The sequence below is a fragment of the Pedobacter sp. SYSU D00535 genome (assembly GCF_017355855.1).
Taxonomy (GTDB): Bacteria; Bacteroidota; Bacteroidia; order Sphingobacteriales; family Sphingobacteriaceae; genus Desertivirga.
Genome location: NZ_JAFEWD010000002.1, coordinates 484,302 through 504,317, shown reverse-complemented (window position 1 = coordinate 504,317; position 20,016 = coordinate 484,302). Strand labels below are relative to the sequence as shown.

Below are 20,016 nucleotides of genomic sequence, written 5' to 3'. Positions count from 1 at the left end.
ACTTTCCGGTGAATTAAGGAACGGCTATTGCTACCTATATTGCAGAAAAACATTCAACCATAAATGGCTTGGATGTGTTACTAATTTAATCATCAACTGCAGCCGGGAAGGCTGTAAAGAAAGGGAGTACATAATGAGTAAAGATGAACACTTATTGTCGACATTGGCGACCAATGAGTATGACTACGGATTTACTACTAACATAGAGATGGAATTGGCCCCTAAAGGGCTAAATGAAGACACCATACGCTATATATCCGAAAAGAAAAACGAACCTGAATGGATGCTTGAGTGGCGATTGAAGGCTTTCAAGCATTTCCTGCAGATGTCTATGCCGGATTGGCAGAACTTTCCAATGCCTGAAATTGATTTCCAGGGCATTTCCTATTTCGCTGCGCCAAAGAAAAATCAGCTAAAAAGTCTCGATGAGGTGGACCCAGAGTTGCTAGACACTTTTAATAAGTTAGGCATTCCGCTGGAAGAACAGAAATTACTATCGGGAGTAGCAGTAGACGCTGTTTTTGACAGCGTGTCGGTGGCAACAACATTCCGGGAGAAACTTGCAGAGCAGGGTATTATCTTCTGTTCATTCGGGGAAGCGGTCCAAAATCATCCTGAACTGGTGAAAAAATACCTGGGAACTGTAGTACCACAAACAGATAATGTCTTTGCGGCCTTAAATGCAGCAGTGTTTTCCGACGGCTCTTTTGCCTACATACCAAAAGGTGTTCGATGTCCGATGGAGTTGTCTACCTATTTCCGCATCAACTCGCAGAATACGGGGCAGTTTGAACGAACCTTACTCGTAGCCGACGAAGGAAGTTATGTCAGCTATCTTGAAGGATGTACTGCTCCTATGCGCGACGAGAACCAATTGCATGCGGCAGTGGTGGAGCTTATAGCTTTAGATAACGCTGAAATAAAATACTCGACAGTCCAGAATTGGTATCCCGGAGATAAAGAAGGGAAAGGCGGTATCTATAACTTTGTTACCAAGCGTGGGATCTGCAAAGGAAAAAACTCGAAGATCTCCTGGACGCAGGTTGAAACCGGTTCTGCGATTACCTGGAAGTATCCTAGCGTAATCCTGAAAGGCGACAATTCGGTAGGTGAATTTTATTCGGTGGCCTTGACCAGAAACAAGCAATTGGCCGATACCGGTACTAAAATGATCCACCTGGGCAAGAACACACGCAGCAGGATCATCTCAAAAGGAATCTCCGCAGGTAACAGCCACAATAGCTACCGGGGGCAGGTAAGCATCCACGCCTCGGCGCCTGGATCCAGGAATTTTACCCAGTGCGATTCGCTACTGATAGGTGACCGTTGTGGCGCCCATACTTTTCCTTACATTGAGAACCGGAACAGCTCTTCGGTGATAGAACATGAGGCTACCACTTCTAAAATTGCAGAAGACCAGATCTTCTATTTAAATCAGAGAGGTATCGATACAGAGAAAGCAGTAGCCTTAATTGTAAACGGGTATGCAAGTGAAGTTTTAAATAAGCTGCCCATGGAGTTTGCTGTAGAGGCCAGGAAGTTGCTGGCAGTTTCACTGGATGGAAGTGTAGGATAAAGACGCTCCCGGAAGGGAATAAATATGTTCGTTATCAAAACCAGAATGCAACGACACAAGCGTCATTCTGGCCTTTAAAATTAATATAAGCTATGTTAAAGATAAAAAACTTACAGGCGAAAGTTGACGACAAAGAGATACTGAAAGGTATCGACCTGGAAATTAAAGCGGGCGAAATCCATGCAATTATGGGCCCGAATGGTTCTGGGAAAAGTACCTTAGCTTCCGTGCTGGCAGGCAATCCAGGCTTTGAAATTACCGGCGGGGAAGCTCTTTTTGAAGGTAAGGACCTGCTCGACCTTGCTCCTGAGGAACGCGCGCGGGAAGGACTATTTCTAGCCTTTCAATACCCCGTGGAAATCCCTGGCGTGTCCAATATGACATTCCTTAAAACTGCACTCGAAGAAATACGGACTCATAAAGGTCTGCCTCCCCTTTCAGCGAAAGAGTTTATGCAGTTGCTTAAGCAAAAGCAGGAACTGGTGGAACTTAAAACTTCGCTCGTGAACCGTTCAGTTAATGAAGGATTTTCTGGCGGCGAGAAAAAACGTAATGAGATCTTACAGTTGGCTATGCTCGAGCCAAAGCTGGCTATTCTGGATGAAACAGATTCAGGATTGGATATCGACGCGCTACGGGTAGTGGCTGCAGGTGTCAACAAACTACGCTCAGAACAAAATGCTTTTCTGGTGATTACTCACTATCAGCGTTTGCTCGACTATATTGTCCCGGATGTGGTACATATCCTGTTCGAAGGCAGAATCGTCAAATCTGGCAGCAAGGATCTCGCACTGCAACTGGAGGAGAAAGGTTACGACTGGTTGCGCGAGGAAGTCGTAGGAGGTTAAGGACTTCCAGACAATCACCGACCTAACTCTTTTTGATTTAACTCCAAGAGTAAAAGAATGGAACAGGGAATATTTAATTCAACATATCAATCGCTTATAGAAAGCTTCGAAAAAGATCATCTTCCGGAACGGTCTTTCGAGGACGAAACTTTGCTTGCCAAACGAGCGGCAGCGTTTCAGGTCTTTAGTCGGAAGGGGTTTCCATCTATTAAAGACGAGGAGTGGCGTTTCACGAACCTCAACCGAATTCTAAAGCAAGACTTCAGCCTACGGCCACCAAGTATCTCGTTTGCAAAAGCTGAGGAATCCATTGCTGGCTTAGATGCCTGCCGGCTGGTCCTTATCAATGGCGTCCTCGCAATAGAACAGAGCGATGTGCTGCCGGAGGGGCTTATCTTCCTGGACACACAGGCAGCCCTTGCTAATCCCTCCTACTCGCAGCTGTTAGGAAGCATAGCAGTGGATGATAACAACGCTATGCTTGCGTTCAATACAGCGTTCTTCAAAAACTTCTATGTGCTGCACGTCAAAGCGAAAAAACTGATCGAAAAGCCGATCCATCTGATCCACAAGTTCAGTGAAGCCGGCTCTCCTTCCATTATTCCTTACCGCTTGCTGGTTATTGCAGAGGAATTGAGCGAGTCGACGCTAATTGAAACCTTCCACTCAGATGGACAAGCGTCTGTCCTTGCGAGTTACGTGAGTGAAGTTCAAGTTGCGCAGTCGGCTGTATTGCATACCCATCTCATTAACGCCGCCGCAGAAGACCTGAACTTGATTCATCATCGCGAGGTGGAGCAATTTAAGACAAGTGTATATAACAATTCTAATCTTGCGCTGGGGAACGCAGCTTTCATCCGCAACAACTTTAACTGCAGGTTGAAAGGCAGCGTTACTGAGACCAATCTACTAGGTTCATACATTACAAATGGAACACAACACGTAGATAATCATACGGTGGTTGATCATCAAATGCCCAACTCAAACAGCATGGAGCTCTATAAAGGAATCATGATGGATCGCTCCCATGGGGTGTTTAATGGGAAGATATTTGTACGTCTGGATGCACAAAAAACAAATGCTTTTCAACAGAACAACAATATCCTCTTGAGCGATCAGGCTACCATTAATAGCAAACCTCAGCTCGAGATATTTGCGGATGACGTGAAATGTTCACATGGATCTACTGTCGGGCAGATAGATGAGCAGGCGCTTTTCTATTTAAAAACACGCGGAATTAGTGAAGAAAGAGCAAGAAAAATGCTGATAGAGGCCTTTGTTCTGGACGTGCATTCCCGAATACCAATAAAGGCACTGCAGGAATACGTGCTTCAGCTATTGCAAGCTAAGTTGGATACGGACAGCCTCGTAACCGCCTAACCGGATCATCAGAAAGGAGACTAATGGAAATTAAGTCAGAAATAAATTATTCATATCTTGAATATCAGGGTGCTCCCGTACGCCATGAATTTCCTGCTTTACATCAGGACGTGTTTGGAAAGCCGCTGATCTATTTGGACAATGCAGCTACCACTCAAAAGCCATGGAAGGTGATCCATGCCACCAACAAGTATTACGTGGAGATGAACAGTAATATTCACAGGGGGGTACATTATCTTAGTCAGAAGGCGACAGATGCATATGAAATAAGCCGGAATACGATAGCGGAATTTATCAATGCGAGGCAATCTAAAGAAGTAATCTTTACCAAAGGAACGACTGAAGGTATCAACCTTGTAGCAGATTGTTTCGGTCGTTATGCGGTGAACGAGGGAGACTCTGTTGTCATTACCTCACTGGAACACCATTCGAATATCGTGCCCTGGCAGATGCTTTGCGAGAAGCGGAATGCCACGCTCAAGGTAATCCCTATCGACGAAAACGGTGAAATCATTCTTGATGAGTTTGAAAAGCTTCTGGACGAAACAGTAAAAATCGTGGCAGTGAGTTATGTTTCCAACACGCTCGGAACTATCAATCCCGTGAAGGAAATTATAGAACTGGCCCACAAAAACGGAAGCGCCGTACTAATCGACGCTGCCCAGGCTGTTCACCATATTCCCATAGATGTTCAAAGTCTCGATTGCGACTTTCTCGTCTTTTCCGGACATAAAATGTACGGTCCTACCGGAATCGGTGTCCTTTACGGGAAGGAAGAATGGCTGAATAAAATTCCTCCGTATCAGGGAGGGGGTGACATGATTAAAACGGTCACTTTCGTTAAGACGGAATACAACGACCTTCCTTTTAAATTCGAAGCAGGGACGCCACACATCGAGGGAGCCATTACATTAAAAGCAGCGGTAGATTTTATCCGGGAAATTGGGATAAATGAAATCGCCAGGTTTGAAGCGGGACTACTAAAATATGCGACAGAACAGGTATTACAACTACCTGAAGTACAGATTATCGGAACAGCAAAAGCCAAAGCAAGTTCTCTTTCGCTCAATATTCGCGGAGCCCACCCTTATGATGTAGGTGTGTTGCTTGATAAAATGGGAATAGCGGTAAGGACCGGGCACCATTGTACCCAGCCTATTATGGACTTCTTCTGTATCCCTGGAACTGTGCGCGCTTCCTTTGCTGTCTACAACACCATGGAAGAAATCGACAAGTTTTTGGAGAGCCTTAGAAGAGCAATAAAAATGCTGGTATAAAAAGATCAGGATGACGATTAACGAAAAACAAGACGAGCTGATAGAAGAATTCGAGTTCCTTGGCGACTGGATGGACAAGTACGAACACATTATCGAGGAAGCAAAGGAACTGCCCGAAATGGATCCGAAACTAAAACAAGATCAGTATATTATTAAAGGCTGCCAATCAAAAGTTTGGTTGTTTCCTGAGTATAAGGACGGGAAGCTGATCTTTTATGCAGATAGCGACGCCATTATCTCTAAAGGTTTGGTGGGACTTATTGTCAGAGTGCTATCGGGATACACACCGGAAGAGATCCGGGATGCAGAGCTATACTTCATTGATCGGATTGGCTTAAAAGAACACCTGTCTCCTACCCGCTCTAATGGCTTACTCGCAATGGTGAAGCAAATCAAGTTATACGCGCTGGCCCTGGCTAGTACTAAAAAGATGCCGACATGATAGTGATCGATAAACTAGGAATAAAAGATAAAGTAATTGATAAGCTGAAGGAGGTCTTTGACCCTGAAATACCGGTAGATATCTTCGAACTAGGACTGGTTTATGAACTGCTAACCGAAGAAAACGGAATTGCTAAAATCACCATGACCCTGACGGCTCCTGCTTGTCCCGCAGCAGATCAGATCCTTCGCGACGTTCAGGAAAAAGTGGGCGAGCTCGAAGAAGTGAAAGAAGTACGGGTGGAAATAACCTTCGACCCACCCTGGGATCGGGAAATGATGAGCGAAGAAGCAAAGTTGGAATTAGGCTTTTTATAGTCCTTCACTAATTTTGTAAGGATAAAAGCTTTTCCCCTTGTATCGCTTTTCTATTCTGTTCCGTAAGGGTTAAAAAAAGACTCTTATGAAATTACCTAAAGCACTTTTGGGGGCGATCTTACTGGGTGTCACCCTGCAAACTACCAGTTGTGAGGCCGAGGACGAAGCAAGTCCTGAGCAGGAACAAGCGGCTAAAGAAAAAACGACAAAAACGACTTCAGATCCCTGCCCTGCCTGTGGCATGGGATAAGTGTTTTTTGAATGAAGACGGTCTATTCTTCTGTAGCTTGCAACCTCGACAGGGATATTCTTGCCGCCACAATCCCTCTCCTGGCAGAGTCAAGAGTAGAAGCTATCGAATGGTCGTTTGATGCCCTGTACAAAATTGCAGAGGTTCCTGACTGGTTTCAGGAGCTTCTGCATACTTACAGTAAGGAAAACAGGCTGATCGGCCACGGCGTCTTCTTCTCTATATTTTCCGGCCGGTTTCTGCCGGAGCAGAAAGAATGGCTAAAGCAGCTCCGTCAAACAGCTTCTCACCTAAAATTCGACCACATTACCGAGCACTTCGGCTTCATGACCGGTCCTAACTTCCATCACGGTGCGCCGCTCAACATCCCATGCAATGAAAAAACCCTGGCAATAGGCCGCGACCGGCTTGCACGTATTCAGGAGGCCTGTCATTGCCCAATAGGATTAGAGAATTTAGCTTTTGCTTTTTCCTTAGACGATGTTCAACGGCAAGGAGCATTTCTCGAGAAGCTTGTGGAACCGATCAACGGTTTTATCATCCTGGATCTTCACAACCTTTTTTGTCAACTTCATAATTTCCAGCTTGATTTCGACCAGCTGATCCAGCTGTATCCCCTGCATCGGGTCCGTGAGATTCATATTTCCGGAGGTAGCTGGGAAAGCTCCGAACATTTAACCAATAGACAGATCCGGCGTGACACCCACGATGATCTCGTACCTGAAGAGGTATTCCAACTATTGGAACTCGCCATCCCTAAATGCCCTGAACTGAAGTACGTGGTGATGGAGCAAGTGGGCGCCGGTTTGAAGACGGCTGAAAGTAAAACCGGCTTTTACGCTGATTTTTTGAAGATGGAGGCAATCGTAAAACGGGCTGTTCAGTTAGAAGGGGCCGCTCCGGTCAACAGATTTCTTCCTGAGGACATTTTGTTGGAAGCGCAGCCTGTGGAAGACGAGGCGCTTTATCAGCAACAATTAGAGCTTTCTGAGATTCTTGAAACTTCCTCCAGCTATGCTGAAACCTATTCCCGTGTCCAGCATTCGTCCCTTTCTAAGTCGGATTGGAATATAGAGAGTTGGAAGCCCTGGATGTTAGAAACAGCTGTGGCACTGGCCAATAAATGGAAATGACCTTAAATGAGTAAATTTAGGCTTATTTCTTCTGATCCTCTTCCTTTACTTCTTTCACAGAAAAGCTGCTTCCTCTTAGCACATACTCAAGCACTTTTTTTCCTGTAGGATTGGTGGCCGCGGTATCCGCTTCATCAAACACCGGAAACTCCCGGTACAAACTTCCTTCCTTGATATACACAGAATCTTTTCCCTGATAGGTCCGTTTGGTAGAAGAAGTTAAATCTGGAAACCGAAGCTCCTGAGCTGATCCTGAATCATTAAACTCATATACATACATATTCAGGTACGAATCCTTGTCTTCTCCCTTTGACTGGATAAATATCTCCGGATTTCCGTCCGAGTCCATATCCATATTCCAGGCATCCACAATGGTGCCCTCTAGCTCGCCGGAAGTAGTTCTGTATTTTAAACGGCTCGAGTCAGAACGAAGAATCAGGTACGAGCCTACGTGCTCCGATCCCCTTCCCCAGCTCACCACGTCAAAGGTCAATCCAGGCTTTACTTCAATGGCTTTATGAAAGCGAAAAGGACCACCTATACCTGAAATTGCCTCCTTATTTTGTCCTTCTTGTTGCGCCAAGCCCTGATCCTTAGGCTGGTCAGAATTGCTGCAAGCAGCTATAGTTAGTGCGAGAAATGCTCCTGCAATGATCGTAAATCTCATTATTCTAGGTTTGAAGCGCCAATATACTTATTTGACAGAAAATCAGCGCCACTTTTGTACTCATCTGCAACCCGGTTCTATTGAGGAAAGTAAAGCTTCTGAACTCCGGCTTTTCGATTTCCCTTCTCCCCGCTTGCCTGATCCAGAACCTCCAGACAGGGCAACTCCAATTGCAAGCTCTTGGCAGCAGGAAACAATTGAAGAAGCGTCTGCGTTCCGTAGAGTAACCCGTCGCCTTTAGCAGCAAGGTTCACCTGATCAGGATTAATGGTAAGATGATAGCCCTCAGCATCCCCCGTATAGGCCGAACTAAAACGAATGATACTTGCAGGAGGCTTTATAAACGCCTTGGCGAGAACAAGGTCAAGCCCGTAATTCTGTTTCAACATTTCCTGGAAAAGTCGGGCGACCTGCTCTTCTTCTTTCGATTCAAACAGGATAGCCGTTTCTGCATTGACGACAAATCCGCATTTCTCCATCTCCTCCTCTTTCCCTACGGAAGCAAGGAAGCTATTTCTGGCATTATCCTGAGCAAAACCAGATACCACAAAAAGCTCTAAAAGAGCGAACAGGGCAGAGATTTTATTCATCATCCTGAACATTAGTTTAGCAAAATTACCGAAATTGAATTCCTACTTTTTTACCTGAAATATTCTCCAGCATCGGCTTAAATATAACATGCGCATTTTCCCTGGTTTTGCCCAAAACATTCATTTCCTGCGCATTTTTCTGAAGACGCTGCTCTGCCAGCTTATAAATTTCCTCTATCATAGCCTGACGATCATTCGGAGACCATACGCCCGACAGCTCGTAGACCTTAGACCGCTGGTGATCGAGTTTGGTATAGCAAATCTCCGGTTGAGGGAGAAATACGGTCACAGAATCTCCGGTAGCTTTTATATCTTCCTTGGTCATCTTGGTCAGGTCAATACACCCCGTCACCTCGCCTGCAGCTACGAACAGGATCCTTTTATCAGGTAAGATCGGCCGCACTTCCTTTTTTTCAATGACATCTTTCATGGAATATTTCACCAGCTCCAGCCTGCCGATATTCGAAATCTTTTCAATGATCACGTCCTCTGTTATCTCCGTACGGGTAACAGAAAATTGTCTTTTGATAAAGAAGAACAGAAAAACTAGAAAGAGAATGGTGATGATGGAGATGACAAGAATTATGGCAGTACGTATACGAAGTAATTTACCAATCATAGGTATATAACGAAAAAAGTGCCTTTATGGCACTTTTACTCTAATTTTTTTTCCTGCTCAACAGAGCCGGACTTTTTCTCCAACTTGTGAGGTCTTTTCTTACCAAATGATTTGTTGGTGATTTTTCCTCGTTTTGTTTTGATATCGCCTTTTCCCATAGTGAAAACATTAAATGATTATTTTTAACAATAAGCCGTTTAAGAATGTTTTCAAGGAGTTTAGCTACCTCGCTATCAAACGACTAAGCAACCACGTCCTCTTTCGCTGCAAGGTAGCGCTCTGCCTCTAAAGCGGCCATACAGCCACTTCCTGCAGCGGTAATGGCCTGGCGGTAATGCTTGTCCTGCACGTCTCCCGAAGCAAACACCCCTTCTACGTTAGTAAGCGGAGTACCCGGTTTGGTGATCAGATAGCCGGTCTCGTCCATGTCCAGCCAACCTTTAAAGATCTCGGTATTGGGCTTGTGCCCGATGGCAACAAAAAAGCCAGTGACATCCAGGGTGGTTTCAACACCTGTTTTCTTATTCTTGATAAGAACTCCGGTTACGGTTTGTCCGTTGCCAAGGATCTCCTGTGTTTCTGACTCGTAGTGAATCTCTATATTTTTCGTGTTCAACACCCGGTTAACCATTGCTTTAGACGCACGGAATTCATCCCGGCGTACGATCATGTGCACCTTGTTGCACAACTTCGCCAGGTAAGTAGCTTCCTCCGCCGCAGTGTCGCCCGCACCTACAATAGCTACATCCTGATTTCGGAAGAAGAAACCATCGCATACAGCGCAGGCAGAGACGCCGAATCCGTTATATTTCTGCTCGCTTTCTAACCCTAACCATTTTGCTGTTGCACCTGTGGCGATGATTACTGTATCAGCAGTTATAACTTTATTTTCATCGATTACCACCGTGTGCGGCGGGCCGGAAAAATCAACAGAGGTAACATAACCGAAGCGAATGTCTGTACCAAACCGTTCGGCTTGTTTACGAAAATCCTCCATCATTTCAGGGCCCATAATTCCTTCAGGATAACCCGGAAAATTTTCAACATCTGTTGTTTGTGTAAGTTGTCCACCCGGAACAATTCCGGTGTATAGAACAGGTTTCAGATCAGCCCTGGCAGCATAAATAGCAGCCGTATAACCAGCCGGCCCGGAACCAATTATCAAGCATTGTACGTGTTCGGTTTCCTGAGACATAATATTTTTTTGGAAGGGCTAATTTACAAGTTTCGAAAAGCCCTGCAAAGCCCTGACCCATTTGTTCGTCTTATTTGACTCTTTGTTTATATTTTGAAGTTTTCGTGGGCTGTTTTTATACCGGGCGGGTCATTTTTCCTATCATTGCCTGATGCTTTTTGACGACAAGTATAAAACCATAGAGAAGCCCCTTGAAGGCATTTTTCGAGATCGCGGCAGCAAATTTATTGCATATGCTTTCCCTGTGAGGTCAGAAGAGCAGGCGAAGATGCATGTGTCGCAGCTAAAAGAAGAACATCCGAAGGCAAGGCATCACTGCTGGGCTTTGAGGCTTAGTCCTGATCGCAATGTTTTTCGTCTCAATGATGATGGTGAGCCATCCGGTACAGCCGGCCGCCCTATTCTAAACGTAATACTTTCGAACGATTTAACAAACATCTGCGTAGTAGTGGTGAGGTACTTCGGGGGAACACTTTTAGGAGTTCCCGGACTGATCAATGCCTACAAGACAGCGACGGCAGAAGCCTTGAAGCTGGCCGAGGTAATAGAACTAAGCATTAAGGATGTGTATTCGATCACCTTTGATTACCTGCAGATGAATGTCGTAATGAAAACGATCAAGGATGAAAATCTGAAGATCCGGCGACAAGAGTTTGAAAACATCTGCACAGCTGAGATAGAAATCCCAAAGTCGCAATTAAACAGCACATTGGGAAAATTTGAAAAAATAGAAAGTCTGAAACTACGCTATATATCTACAATATGAGTAAAATCGCCTCTACTGATCTGATCCTTAATCCTGATGGCAGCGTCTATCATCTAAATTTGCTACCGGAAGACATTGCCGATACCATTATTACCGTTGGTGATCAGGATCGGGTGGCAGAGGTTTCGTTCTTCTTCGATACGATCGAAATAAAGAAAAGTAAAAGAGAGTTCGTTACGCATACTGGCTATATCGGAAGGAAGAGGATTTCAGTTATCTCGACCGGTATTGGCACAGACAATATTGATATTGTATTAAATGAACTGGACGCCTTAGTGAACATTGATCTGGAAACACGAGAGCCAAAAGCGGAAAAGAAGAGTTTGACCATTGTAAGAATAGGCACCAGTGGAGCCCTTCAGTCCTCAGTTCCCGTTGACAGTGTCTTGGTTTCTGAATATGCTGTCGGTCTTGATTCTCTGATGCACTACTATGAGATGGAAGACTCGGAGGAAGAACTCGGCCTGAAACAAGCCTTCAGCGAGCATCTTTCAAGCCTTCCCGGAATCTCGCCTTATGTTTGCAGAGCTAGCAAAAGACTGTTAGTGGAATTTGGAACAGGCGTCTCGAAAGGAATCACGGTAACGACACCGGGCTTTTATGCCCCACAGGGTCGACTGGTTCGTGCTAAAAATCGGGTAAACGACCTGATTCAGCATCTTAGCGACTTTGAGCATCAGGGTGCAACTATTACCAATCTGGAAATGGAAACAGCAGGACTTTACGCGCTGGCGAAGGTATTAGGCCATGAAGCACTCTCCGTAAACGCCATCCTGGCAAACAGGATCACAAACGAATTCAGTAAAAATCCGCAACAGACGATCAGCAGAGCTATTGGACTGACATTGAAAAAACTAGTATAGCACTCTTATTGCTGACTTTTTCTAAGCAGTACTCGGGGCGGGAATCGAACCCGCACGACCTTTAAGGGTCACAGGATTTTAAGTCCTGCGTGTCTACCAGTTCCACCACCCGAGCAGGCATGTTCTGCTTGAAAACAGAACGAGAACCTTATAAAAACAAAATCCCTTCGTTTGGGAAGGGATATTAAAGAGCGAAAGACGAGATTCGAACTCGCGACCCCAACCTTGGCAAGGTTGTGCTCTACCAACTGAGCTACTTTCGCATACAATTTCAGAACGTATAAAGGTTTGAGCCTTTTTTTAACTGGTACTCGGGGCGGGAATCGAACCCGCACGACCTTTAAGGGTCACAGGATTTTAAGTCCTGCGTGTCTACCAGTTCCACCACCCGAGCAGGTTTTAGAAACCTTTTAAATTTCAAATCCCTTCCTTTTGAGAAGGGATGTTGTTAGAGCGAAAGACGAGATTCGAACTCGCGACCCCAACCTTGGCAAGGTTGTGCTCTACCAACTGAGCTACTTTCGCAAAATGCTAAGCAATATTGCTTTTGCGTTTTGGTGATGCAAATATAGGGAGAAAACCACTCCTGTCAATAGATTTGTAATTTTTTTCTGATTTCTTCGGGCAGTTCAGAGTAATTCTCTGGAATTCAGAGCGGTTAAAATTAAATCTTTTTCATAGCCCTTGCCCAGACCGTATTGCAATAGCTTATACTGCTTCTTTCGCTGGTCTTTCTCCACTAATAGTCTCTCCTTTTTCTCGAGCAGAAGCTGAAGTTTTTTAAAATACTCGCTGTCGTCGATGGACTGAAGTGCTTTTGCTATTAAGCGGTCCGACACCCTTTTGAACTTCAGTCCCTGCTTAATTTTCATCCTGCCCCAGCCCTTCATATTAAACTTTCCGGATGCGTAAGCCATGGCAAAACGTTCTTCATTTAAAAAATTGTTCTGAATTAACTCCACAATTAGCTCCTCCACTTCTGCCGACCGCAAGCCGTATCCAAACAACTTGTCGCGCACTTCCTGCTGCGAGCGTTCCTGATAGGCACAGTAAGCTTCCAGCTTTGCCAGTGCAGTTTTCCTATCCAGGGGCAGTGTTTGATCTGTGTTCGCCATCTTAAAAATCCTGTCAAAAATATCACACAAAAGATAAAAATTTCGTTGAAATTAGCAGACGTATGCACCATAAATCATATTCGCCACTTGAAATTCAGGAAATAATTCATTCAAAGGGAGTTATTGAAGATGAATCGGCCGTTATCCGGACGCTAGCCTTCGACAGTCGCAAGTTGGTGGACGTGGAGCACTCTTTGTTCTTCGCGCTTAGCGGAAGACGCGACGGACACGAATTTATTCAAGAGGTATACCAGGAAGGAGTACGAAGCTTTGTGGTGCGGGATGCCGCCTTTGCGTCCAACTATCCAGAGGCAAATTTTTACGTAGTAGAAAACACACTCGCCGCCTTACAAGCGCTTACAGCTTACCATCGGCACCTGTTTAACTATCCCGTAATCGGAATAACCGGAAGCAATGGAAAAACGGTGGTGAAGGAGTGGTTATATCAACTGCTAGGACCAAATGAGAATATTATCCGCAGCCCCAAAAGCTTCAATTCTCAACTTGGTGTCCCCCTTTCTGTCTGGGAGATGAACGAAGATCACACACTGGCAATCTTTGAAGCTGGAGTATCACATACAGGTGAGATGGCGGCGCTGGAAAAAATAATCCGGCCGACTATTGGCATTCTGACCACTATAGGTGAAGCTCATAACGAAGGATTTTCATCACGAGAGGAGAAAATAGCAGAAAAACTAACGCTCTTCAACGACGCTGACCTGTTTATTTACTGCTCCAAATACCTGCAGGGATTCAAGGCGAAGATCCCTGGAAAGAAGAAATTCACCTGGGGATGGCAAGAAGACGCTGATTTAAAACTGACGAAAAACGAACTTGTTGAGGGAAAAGCGACTCTTATCCAGGCCGAGTTTCAGGGAAGGAAGATTCAGTGCACTATACCTTTTATAGACGCTGCTTCAGTGGAAAATGCGATCTGCTGCTGGGCCTCGGTGCTTGCACTAGGCTACCAACCCGAGGATGCAGGGCAGCGACTCGAAAACTTACATCCGGTAAGAATGCGGCTGGAACTAAAGAACGGAATCAACAACTGCTCGATCATAGACGACTCTTACAGTTCAGACATTTCATCACTCGCAATTGCCCTGGACTTTCTGCGGCAACAAAATCAAAACGATCGGCGAACCCTTATCCTTTCTGATATCCTCGAGGCTGGATTGGAAGCTGAACTATTATACAAGCAGGTAGCCCAGCTACTGGAAGCCAAAGATGTTGACCGGTTAATCGGCGTTGGCACAGAGATCACCCGTCACAGGGATAAGTTTTCGTTAGATAAGGTTTTCTTTGAGAGTACAGAAGAGCTGCTTGATCGGCTGCCTGCGCTAAGTTTGGCCGATGAAACTATTTTATTAAAGGGAGCCCGAAGCTTTGGCTTTGAACGTATAAGTAAACTTCTAACGCAAAAAGTTCATGAGACGGTTCTCGAAATCAACATGAACGCGTTAGAGCATAATCTTAACTATTACAAGTCTTTGCTCAATCCTGGCACTCGACTAATGGCCATGGTTAAGGCTTTCTCCTACGGAAGCGGCAGTTTTGAGGTAGCCAACCTGCTGCAGTTTAACAAAGTAGATTATCTGGCCGTGGCGTATGCAGATGAAGGGGTAACCCTTCGCAGATCCGGCATAAGCCTTCCAATTATGGTAATGAACCCGGATGTGATGGCATTTGATACAATGGTAGAACATCAGCTTGAGCCAGAGATCTATAGTTTTAGAGTATTAAGAGATTTCACGGAGGCATTAAATAAAAAAACGAGAGAGCACTACCCTGTTCATATCAAGCTGGACACCGGAATGCACCGGCTTGGATTCGTTGCGGAGGAATTAGACGCTTTAATATCCGAGCTAAGCACTAATAAATCCATCAGGGTGACAAGTGTCTTTTCTCACTTGGTTGCAAGTGAAGATGCAGGCGCTGATGACTTTACTCGCCAGCAAATTAGAGAATTTAAAACGCTAACAGAACGTCTTGAACAAGCGCTTGGCTATAGTTTCATCAAACACGTTTCAAACACAGCAGGGATAAGTCGCTGGCCAGAGGCGCAGTTCGACATGGTTCGCCTCGGTATCGGGCTTTACGGCTTTGACGGCAGCTATAAAAATAAAAAATCTCCACTGCAGACAGTAACTACTCTTAAAACGAGTATCTCTCAAATTAAAGAGCTTAAACCAGGAGAAACCGTAGGCTACAACAGACGAGGTGTTTTACCCGAGGGTGGAAAAATAGCAACAGTAAAAATTGGCTATGCGGACGGCTATAGCCGAAAACTGGGAAATGGCTTGGGAAAAATGCTTGTAAACGGAACGATAGTCCCTACCATTGGGACCATTTGTATGGATATGTGCATGATCGATATAACAGGAGTAGATGCGACAGAAGGCGATGAAGTGATTGTATTCAATGAAGAGATCCGGGTCGAAGACATTGCAGATCAGCTTGGAACTATTCCCTATGAGGTATTTACAGGGATTTCAGAAAGAGTTAAGCGAGTGTATTACTACGAATAAGGCGGATATCTCATTCAGCATATTTTTGCGTTTTTTAATTTTACTTTTGCGACTTATTCATAGCACTGATGAACAGAATATTCAGGTCATTATTTAACTATTTTATAAAGGGAGTTTTAGTGGTAGTACCGATAGGCGCCGCTATCTTCCTGATCTATTGGATCTTCTCTTCTATAGACAATACTCTGAATCTTAGTAATTTATGGATCAATCCGACAACGGGCGAGCCGGTTTACATTCCGGGTCTTGGGATACTAACTGTAATTGTCATCATCCTGATTGCTGGAATTGTCGTCACCAATTTCATTACCGACCCTATTAAAGCCTGGTTTTCAAGGTGGTTCCATAGACTTCCCCTCTTTAACTTTCTCTACTCCTCAATAAAAGATTTAACTGAAGCCTTTGTGGGCGATGAAAAAAAGTTTAATGAACCGGTGGTAGTTGAGATAAATGAAACGGGCTTAAAGCAAATCGGCTTTATCACACATAAAGACCTTTCGAGAATTAACCTTCCGGGAGAAGTTGCCGTTTACTTCCCCTTCTCCTACTCCTTTGCGGGTCAGTTATGTATCGTTAAAGCCGAAAAAGTTCAACCATTAGCGATGTCTGCCAGTGAGGCGATGAAACTGGTAGTTTCTGGTGGGGTAAGCGGATTGGATTAAAATAAAACCTTCATGAGCAGAGTCACAAACAGAGGATGAAAATAGTTTGAAGGTTCTTTGTGACCACTGAAAACCAAATCAAACTTTCACAAAAAAAGGAGTAACCGGATAACCGGCTACTCCTACAACCCTACATCAATATAAATTATCTTTCAATTACTTTGGGCATCGGTTTACTGTAGATAATCCCCTTGTTCTTCATTTCCTTGATATTTCCGGTTGCCTGAATATTGCTAAACGAGTTGGTAACAATACCCAGCCAACTCATACCTGCTTTGCATATATTATTGCTGAGAAAAATGTTTTTACTCACCGGCAAAGACTCGAGACGAATACAAAAAGCGTTTGAATAAAGCGTATTAGCTTCTACCTTTACATCATTTACAACCCTCGGTATCCCATAAGTGCCGACCACAATAGCAGAAGAGTTTCCTGTGGAAGCACGGGTATCAACTACATTATTAGCAACGGTAATATTATGAAGGTTGTACTTCCCGTTTCCCATCAGAATTCCGGCATTGTTGGCGCCTTTGGTTTTCACATTGTTGTTTTTAATTAATATGTGAGAACCATCCTCTTTAGATCCGGGAGCAATTGCAATACTTCCGGCAGAAATAGTATTGGAGATCATACTGTTCTTAACCCCAAAAATTTCTAACCCACTTCTGTGGTTACCTATACCACCGTTAAAGGTGTTGCTGCTAATTTCTGTATTTTTGAAATACCCCGAGATACCATTTCCCCCTAGATGCTTCAAATCATTAAGTTTATTGTTCGAGATCTTCGAATCCAATACGTAGGCGGCAGCGGATTCGATTGCAAACTGAATCCCTTTGGTATTATTAAACGTATTTTCAGTGATTTGTACGTTGATATTGTCCTGACTTTGGAGTTGAATGGCGGGTGAATTAGGATTTTGAGTTCCCCAATTCTCAAAAGTACATTTGGAAATAACTGTATTCTTTGTTCCCCGCAATTCTATAGCGGTACGCCCGGATTCAGGAAATGAACAGTTCAAAAATTTGAGGTTACTGGTTTGAGCATGATTAAGTCCCAATACCTGAACTACACCACGATCTCTTCCCCCAGCAACAGTAACATTTTCCAGGGTAACTCCGGTCACCCCCTCGTAAATCAACAAAGGGACTAAACTTGCGCCCAAATTCTCCGCTTGATTAGCATTCAGCTTTAACTTAGAAAGCCTAATATTACTGGCTCCCTTATGGATGCGAAACACATTCCGCTGAGGTTTCGTACCTCCCGAGAGAATAATCTCCGTCTCCGGCCCCACTCCTTCAATCATGGTATTAGAGGGCAATGCAATAGCATCCGAAATAAGATACTTTCCCGCTCCCAGTTTCAGCACAGCTTTTTTAGCGGCATGACTTTTTATTTGGCCATCAAGGTAGCTACGTCGGTCGGAAAGGCCTCTGGTTGAAGAATTTGCGACGGCCGATACCGCTACGTCTTTAAAACTCAACTTGGTTGCCGAGCTGTCTGCTACTTGAATTTCAGAAATTTCTTCTTTCTGGCAGGAAGAAAAGGTCAGCGGAAGGCATAGCAATGCCACTAAATTTAGTCCTCTCATACAGTCACATTTGTACCCTCAGGTAGATTTAAACAGGTTAACAAATTATTACGCTCTCACTACGACCCCAATCAGAATAAGTATGCCACAAAATTACATGCTGTTTTTTAGCCTTCCAAACACAATATGGAACCAAAACTGCTGGAACAATCCACATAATGCTGTAGTAGAAAACCACGTCTCTACAGATTGAGGCTTAAAATAGTTGCAGGGAAGTAATTAGAAAAGAATCTCCTTCAAACTGATCAGATCCAAACTCTCCATTTTTTCTTTCTCCTGAGCAACAAATTTGATTTTTTCACAAATCTCATATTCCTCAAGGTCTTTAAAGCGAGCGAGGTCGAGAAGGATATCTTCCAACGACATGTCAGACATCATAAAAAGAAAGTCTTCCTTGGTAAAGTACCTATAAGCTTGAGTAGCCTGGTGAGAAAAAGCAAGTATAGAATGATTCACTTTTTTACCGACGGAAGTCTCAGTCTTGATTGCCATAGTTTTCTTAGTTAGACAGTCTGTATACGAAGCATCCCCTTCTAGAGGTTACAAAAAAATAAAATTATTTATTCCAGCAGGGCTCTCAGCCAATCTTTTCTCTAACTGTTTGCTTACTTTATCCGCTATCCACCGAAGTTTAAAATACTCCTCTCGTTTGAATTCTCTTGAAAAATAATCGACAATACCAACCGTGCCGAGGTAACCCTTCTTTTGACACTATCGGAGCAGCGGCATAAAAACGAAAACTGCCAGGTCGGGTAATTAAGCCGTCCCAATGCATCGTCTTCAGTTTACTCACGTCTTCCCAGACCGTTATCTCGCTTTTCAGAATGGTAAGCGAACATAAACATGTTCCCCTTTGAACCTCCAGTCCCGTTTCTCCGTTTGCGGTAGCTTTCGTCCACACACGATCTCCATCCACGAAATTGATCATAGCTACGGGGACATTAAACAAAGAACCAGTAACAGCGGCCAGCTGATGAAATGCAGGTTCAGGCCCGGAACTTATAATTCTATAGGACCACAAATTTTTCAGGCGTTCTTCTTCACGATCCGGAACTAGCTTCATCCCAAAAAAATCCTTCATATATCCAAGTGTGTTCTAATTAAGTGGTTCAGCCTTTTACGGTGCCTCCTATGGAATTGTTTTAAGGGGAGGGCAACAACTATTACAAATTGGGAAAAAGCATAACCATTGGTACTTGCAGCGCGTAATAAGGACTTTCTTGAATTATCGCTCGATAAAACTCAGGAACAATGAAAAGATTATCAACGGTGAGTGTGATTGATGATGATAAGCTCTTCCAATTCATTATCACCAAATTACTGGAATCGACGAAAATTATTGATGCGATTCTACCCTTTCCTAATGGCAGGGAAGCGTTAGACTATTTTTTAGAGAACAAGCATCATCCGGAACTACTACCCGATTTGGTATTTCTGGACCTGGATATGCCCGTGATGAACGGATGGGAGTTTTTGGACCAGTTTTCAGGAAACTCCTTTGGAAAAGAAAGGATTACGATCTATATCTGTACATCCTCTGTAAACCCGAGGGATATGGAGCTATACAAGCACTACGCAACAGTATCAGGTTACAAAATAAAGCCCATTACTAAGGAGGAACTTTACCTGCTGCTGGAGAAAGAGATCAGCTTACAGTAGCTGATCTTCATCTGCACTCTTGAAAACGGTAAGATCTTGAGGGATGTCGAGATTATCGAGATAGGGTTCTAACAAAATGCGGCTTTGGAACGGGTGCATTTTGATGATATCGTTGTTGGCGGGATTATAAAATACCTCTACGTAAAAATCGCCTACAGTATGGAGCATTACCAGGAAATTATCACATTGGCGATGTGATAGGGATGATTCACTAAATACAAGCTCGGCTTGCTCCTGAGGAGAAAGAGAAAGATAAGTATAGATATCCATAGTAAGTAATGGATGTATACTTCTGAACACAGAAAAAAGTTACCTCTATTTATTACAAACTATTTACTGGCCAACTTGCTCCACATGTTCAAAACCTGACTATTATTATCCTTGAACCGGGATCTCTTCGAGAAGAACAAATTGCGAAGAAAAGAGAAAAGTGTGCTCATAGATGTAGAATTTGTCATTAATAAACAAGTGATCCACCTCTTAGTTTTTACCGATAGGGCCAGTTATACGAGAAGGTTTTAGATATAATCAGAAAACATGT

The 20,016-nt window shown here is 44.0% G+C and carries 23 protein-coding genes and 4 tRNA genes; 13 read left to right on the top strand and 14 right to left on the bottom strand.

Annotation, left to right across the window (positions count from 1 at the left end; all coding sequences use genetic code 11):
* Window positions 1-133 precede the first annotated feature (133 nt).
* The 8 genes from sufB to J4N23_RS06720 all read left to right on the top strand — a co-directional run bounded on the left by sufB (window position 134) and on the right by J4N23_RS06720 (window position 7,223).
* Entirely contained in the window at window positions 134-1,576 is a 1,443-nt protein-coding gene (gene sufB, locus J4N23_RS06755; RefSeq protein WP_207426259.1) for a Fe-S cluster assembly protein SufB, read from the top strand.
* 92 nt (window positions 1,577-1,668) lie between these two features.
* Window positions 1,669-2,424, top strand: coding sequence for a Fe-S cluster assembly ATPase SufC (gene sufC / locus J4N23_RS06750; RefSeq protein WP_207426258.1), 756 nt, complete (start codon window positions 1,669-1,671; stop codon window positions 2,422-2,424).
* 57 nt (window positions 2,425-2,481) lie between these two features.
* Complete coding sequence (gene sufD / locus J4N23_RS06745; RefSeq protein WP_207426257.1) at window positions 2,482-3,804, top strand: Fe-S cluster assembly protein SufD; 1,323 nt, start codon at window positions 2,482-2,484, stop codon at window positions 3,802-3,804.
* Window positions 3,805-3,827: 23 nt separating this feature from the next.
* Window positions 3,828-5,081, top strand: coding sequence for an aminotransferase class V-fold PLP-dependent enzyme (locus J4N23_RS06740; RefSeq protein WP_207426256.1), 1,254 nt, complete (start codon window positions 3,828-3,830; stop codon window positions 5,079-5,081).
* Between the two features lie 10 nt (window positions 5,082-5,091).
* The gene (locus J4N23_RS06735; protein ID WP_207426255.1) at window positions 5,092-5,523 is read left to right on the top strand and encodes a SufE family protein; all 432 of its coding nucleotides are present in this window, start codon (window positions 5,092-5,094) and stop codon (window positions 5,521-5,523) included.
* A complete protein-coding gene (locus J4N23_RS06730) occupies window positions 5,520-5,840 on the top strand; it encodes a metal-sulfur cluster assembly factor (protein ID WP_207426254.1) in 321 nt (106 codons plus the stop codon). The genes J4N23_RS06735 and J4N23_RS06730 overlap by 4 nt, the downstream gene beginning before the upstream one ends.
* Before the next feature lie 85 nt (window positions 5,841-5,925).
* Window positions 5,926-6,090, top strand: coding sequence for a hypothetical protein (locus J4N23_RS06725; RefSeq protein WP_207426253.1), 165 nt, complete (start codon window positions 5,926-5,928; stop codon window positions 6,088-6,090).
* Window positions 6,091-6,101: 11 nt separating this feature from the next.
* Window positions 6,102-7,223 carry a DUF692 family multinuclear iron-containing protein gene (locus J4N23_RS06720; RefSeq protein WP_207426252.1) on the top strand — a complete coding sequence of 374 codons (1,122 nt, stop codon included), beginning with the start codon at window positions 6,102-6,104 and terminating at the stop codon, window positions 7,221-7,223.
* A gap of 22 nt (window positions 7,224-7,245) precedes the next feature.
* Here the strand turns inward: J4N23_RS06720 and J4N23_RS06715 are convergent, their stop codons facing one another.
* The 5 genes from J4N23_RS06715 to trxB form a co-directional block, all read right to left on the bottom strand.
* Window positions 7,246-7,890 carry a hypothetical protein gene (locus tag J4N23_RS06715; protein WP_207426251.1) on the bottom strand — a complete coding sequence of 215 codons (645 nt, stop codon included), beginning with the start codon at window positions 7,888-7,890 and terminating at the stop codon, window positions 7,246-7,248.
* Between the two features lie 77 nt (window positions 7,891-7,967).
* Complete coding sequence (locus tag J4N23_RS06710) at window positions 7,968-8,483, bottom strand: glycoside hydrolase family 20 zincin-like fold domain-containing protein (protein ID WP_207426250.1); 516 nt, start codon at window positions 8,481-8,483, stop codon at window positions 7,968-7,970.
* Window positions 8,484-8,505: 22 nt separating this feature from the next.
* A complete protein-coding gene (locus J4N23_RS06705) occupies window positions 8,506-9,099 on the bottom strand; it encodes a DUF4230 domain-containing protein (protein WP_207426249.1) in 594 nt (197 codons plus the stop codon).
* A gap of 35 nt (window positions 9,100-9,134) precedes the next feature.
* On the bottom strand, window positions 9,135-9,257 hold the full coding sequence (locus tag J4N23_RS06700; protein ID WP_207426248.1) for a 30S ribosomal protein THX: 123 nt from the start codon (window positions 9,255-9,257) through the stop codon (window positions 9,135-9,137).
* A gap of 83 nt (window positions 9,258-9,340) precedes the next feature.
* Window positions 9,341-10,294, bottom strand: coding sequence for a thioredoxin-disulfide reductase (gene trxB, locus J4N23_RS06695; RefSeq protein WP_207426247.1), 954 nt, complete (start codon window positions 10,292-10,294; stop codon window positions 9,341-9,343).
* Between the two features lie 151 nt (window positions 10,295-10,445).
* Here trxB and J4N23_RS06690 point away from each other — a divergent pair, with 151 nt between their 5' ends.
* Both J4N23_RS06690 and J4N23_RS06685 read left to right on the top strand, forming a co-directional pair.
* Window positions 10,446-11,060, top strand: coding sequence for a YigZ family protein (locus tag J4N23_RS06690; RefSeq protein ID WP_207426246.1), 615 nt, complete (start codon window positions 10,446-10,448; stop codon window positions 11,058-11,060).
* Window positions 11,057-11,923 carry a nucleoside phosphorylase gene (locus tag J4N23_RS06685; protein WP_207426245.1) on the top strand — a complete coding sequence of 289 codons (867 nt, stop codon included), beginning with the start codon at window positions 11,057-11,059 and terminating at the stop codon, window positions 11,921-11,923. The genes J4N23_RS06690 and J4N23_RS06685 overlap by 4 nt, the downstream gene beginning before the upstream one ends.
* A 29-nt stretch (window positions 11,924-11,952) precedes the next feature.
* Here the strand turns inward: J4N23_RS06685 and J4N23_RS06680 are convergent.
* From J4N23_RS06680 to J4N23_RS06660, 5 genes are all read right to left on the bottom strand, one after another.
* A tRNA-Leu gene (locus J4N23_RS06680) sits at window positions 11,953-12,038 on the bottom strand.
* A 75-nt stretch (window positions 12,039-12,113) separates the two neighbouring features.
* Window positions 12,114-12,186, bottom strand: a tRNA-Gly gene (locus J4N23_RS06675).
* A gap of 42 nt (window positions 12,187-12,228) precedes the next feature.
* Window positions 12,229-12,317: transfer RNA gene (locus J4N23_RS06670), tRNA-Leu, on the bottom strand.
* A 58-nt stretch (window positions 12,318-12,375) separates the two neighbouring features.
* A tRNA-Gly gene (locus J4N23_RS06665) sits at window positions 12,376-12,448 on the bottom strand.
* A gap of 104 nt (window positions 12,449-12,552) precedes the next feature.
* Window positions 12,553-13,038, bottom strand: a complete 486-nt coding sequence (locus J4N23_RS06660; RefSeq protein WP_207426244.1) for a regulatory protein RecX — start codon at window positions 13,036-13,038, stop codon at window positions 12,553-12,555.
* A 62-nt stretch (window positions 13,039-13,100) separates the two neighbouring features.
* Between J4N23_RS06660 and J4N23_RS06655 the strand changes: the two genes are divergently transcribed.
* On the top strand, window positions 13,101-15,566 hold the full coding sequence (locus J4N23_RS06655; protein WP_207426243.1) for a bifunctional UDP-N-acetylmuramoyl-tripeptide:D-alanyl-D-alanine ligase/alanine racemase: 2,466 nt from the start codon (window positions 13,101-13,103) through the stop codon (window positions 15,564-15,566).
* A gap of 68 nt (window positions 15,567-15,634) precedes the next feature.
* Window positions 15,635-16,228 (top strand): DUF502 domain-containing protein, encoded by a 594-nt coding sequence (locus tag J4N23_RS06650; protein WP_207426242.1) that lies wholly within the window; start codon window positions 15,635-15,637, stop codon window positions 16,226-16,228.
* 145 nt (window positions 16,229-16,373) lie between these two features.
* On the opposite strand, the gene J4N23_RS06645 is transcribed toward J4N23_RS06650, so the two are convergent.
* From J4N23_RS06645 to J4N23_RS06635, 3 genes are all read right to left on the bottom strand, one after another.
* Window positions 16,374-17,816 carry a right-handed parallel beta-helix repeat-containing protein gene (locus J4N23_RS06645; protein WP_207426241.1) on the bottom strand — a complete coding sequence of 481 codons (1,443 nt, stop codon included), beginning with the start codon at window positions 17,814-17,816 and terminating at the stop codon, window positions 16,374-16,376.
* Between the two features lie 219 nt (window positions 17,817-18,035).
* The gene (locus J4N23_RS06640) at window positions 18,036-18,308 is read right to left on the bottom strand and encodes a hypothetical protein (protein WP_207426240.1); all 273 of its coding nucleotides are present in this window, start codon (window positions 18,306-18,308) and stop codon (window positions 18,036-18,038) included.
* Window positions 18,309-18,447: 139 nt separating this feature from the next.
* Window positions 18,448-18,897, bottom strand: coding sequence for a GAF domain-containing protein (locus J4N23_RS06635; RefSeq protein ID WP_207426239.1), 450 nt, complete (start codon window positions 18,895-18,897; stop codon window positions 18,448-18,450).
* Window positions 18,898-19,067: 170 nt separating this feature from the next.
* Between J4N23_RS06635 and J4N23_RS06630 the strand changes: the two genes are divergently transcribed.
* Window positions 19,068-19,475, top strand: coding sequence for a response regulator (locus tag J4N23_RS06630; protein WP_207426238.1), 408 nt, complete (start codon window positions 19,068-19,070; stop codon window positions 19,473-19,475).
* On the opposite strand, the gene J4N23_RS06625 is transcribed toward J4N23_RS06630, so the two are convergent.
* The gene (locus tag J4N23_RS06625; RefSeq protein WP_207426237.1) at window positions 19,467-19,745 is read right to left on the bottom strand and encodes a hypothetical protein; all 279 of its coding nucleotides are present in this window, start codon (window positions 19,743-19,745) and stop codon (window positions 19,467-19,469) included. The genes J4N23_RS06630 and J4N23_RS06625 overlap by 9 nt on opposite strands.
* Window positions 19,746-20,016 lie beyond the last annotated feature (271 nt).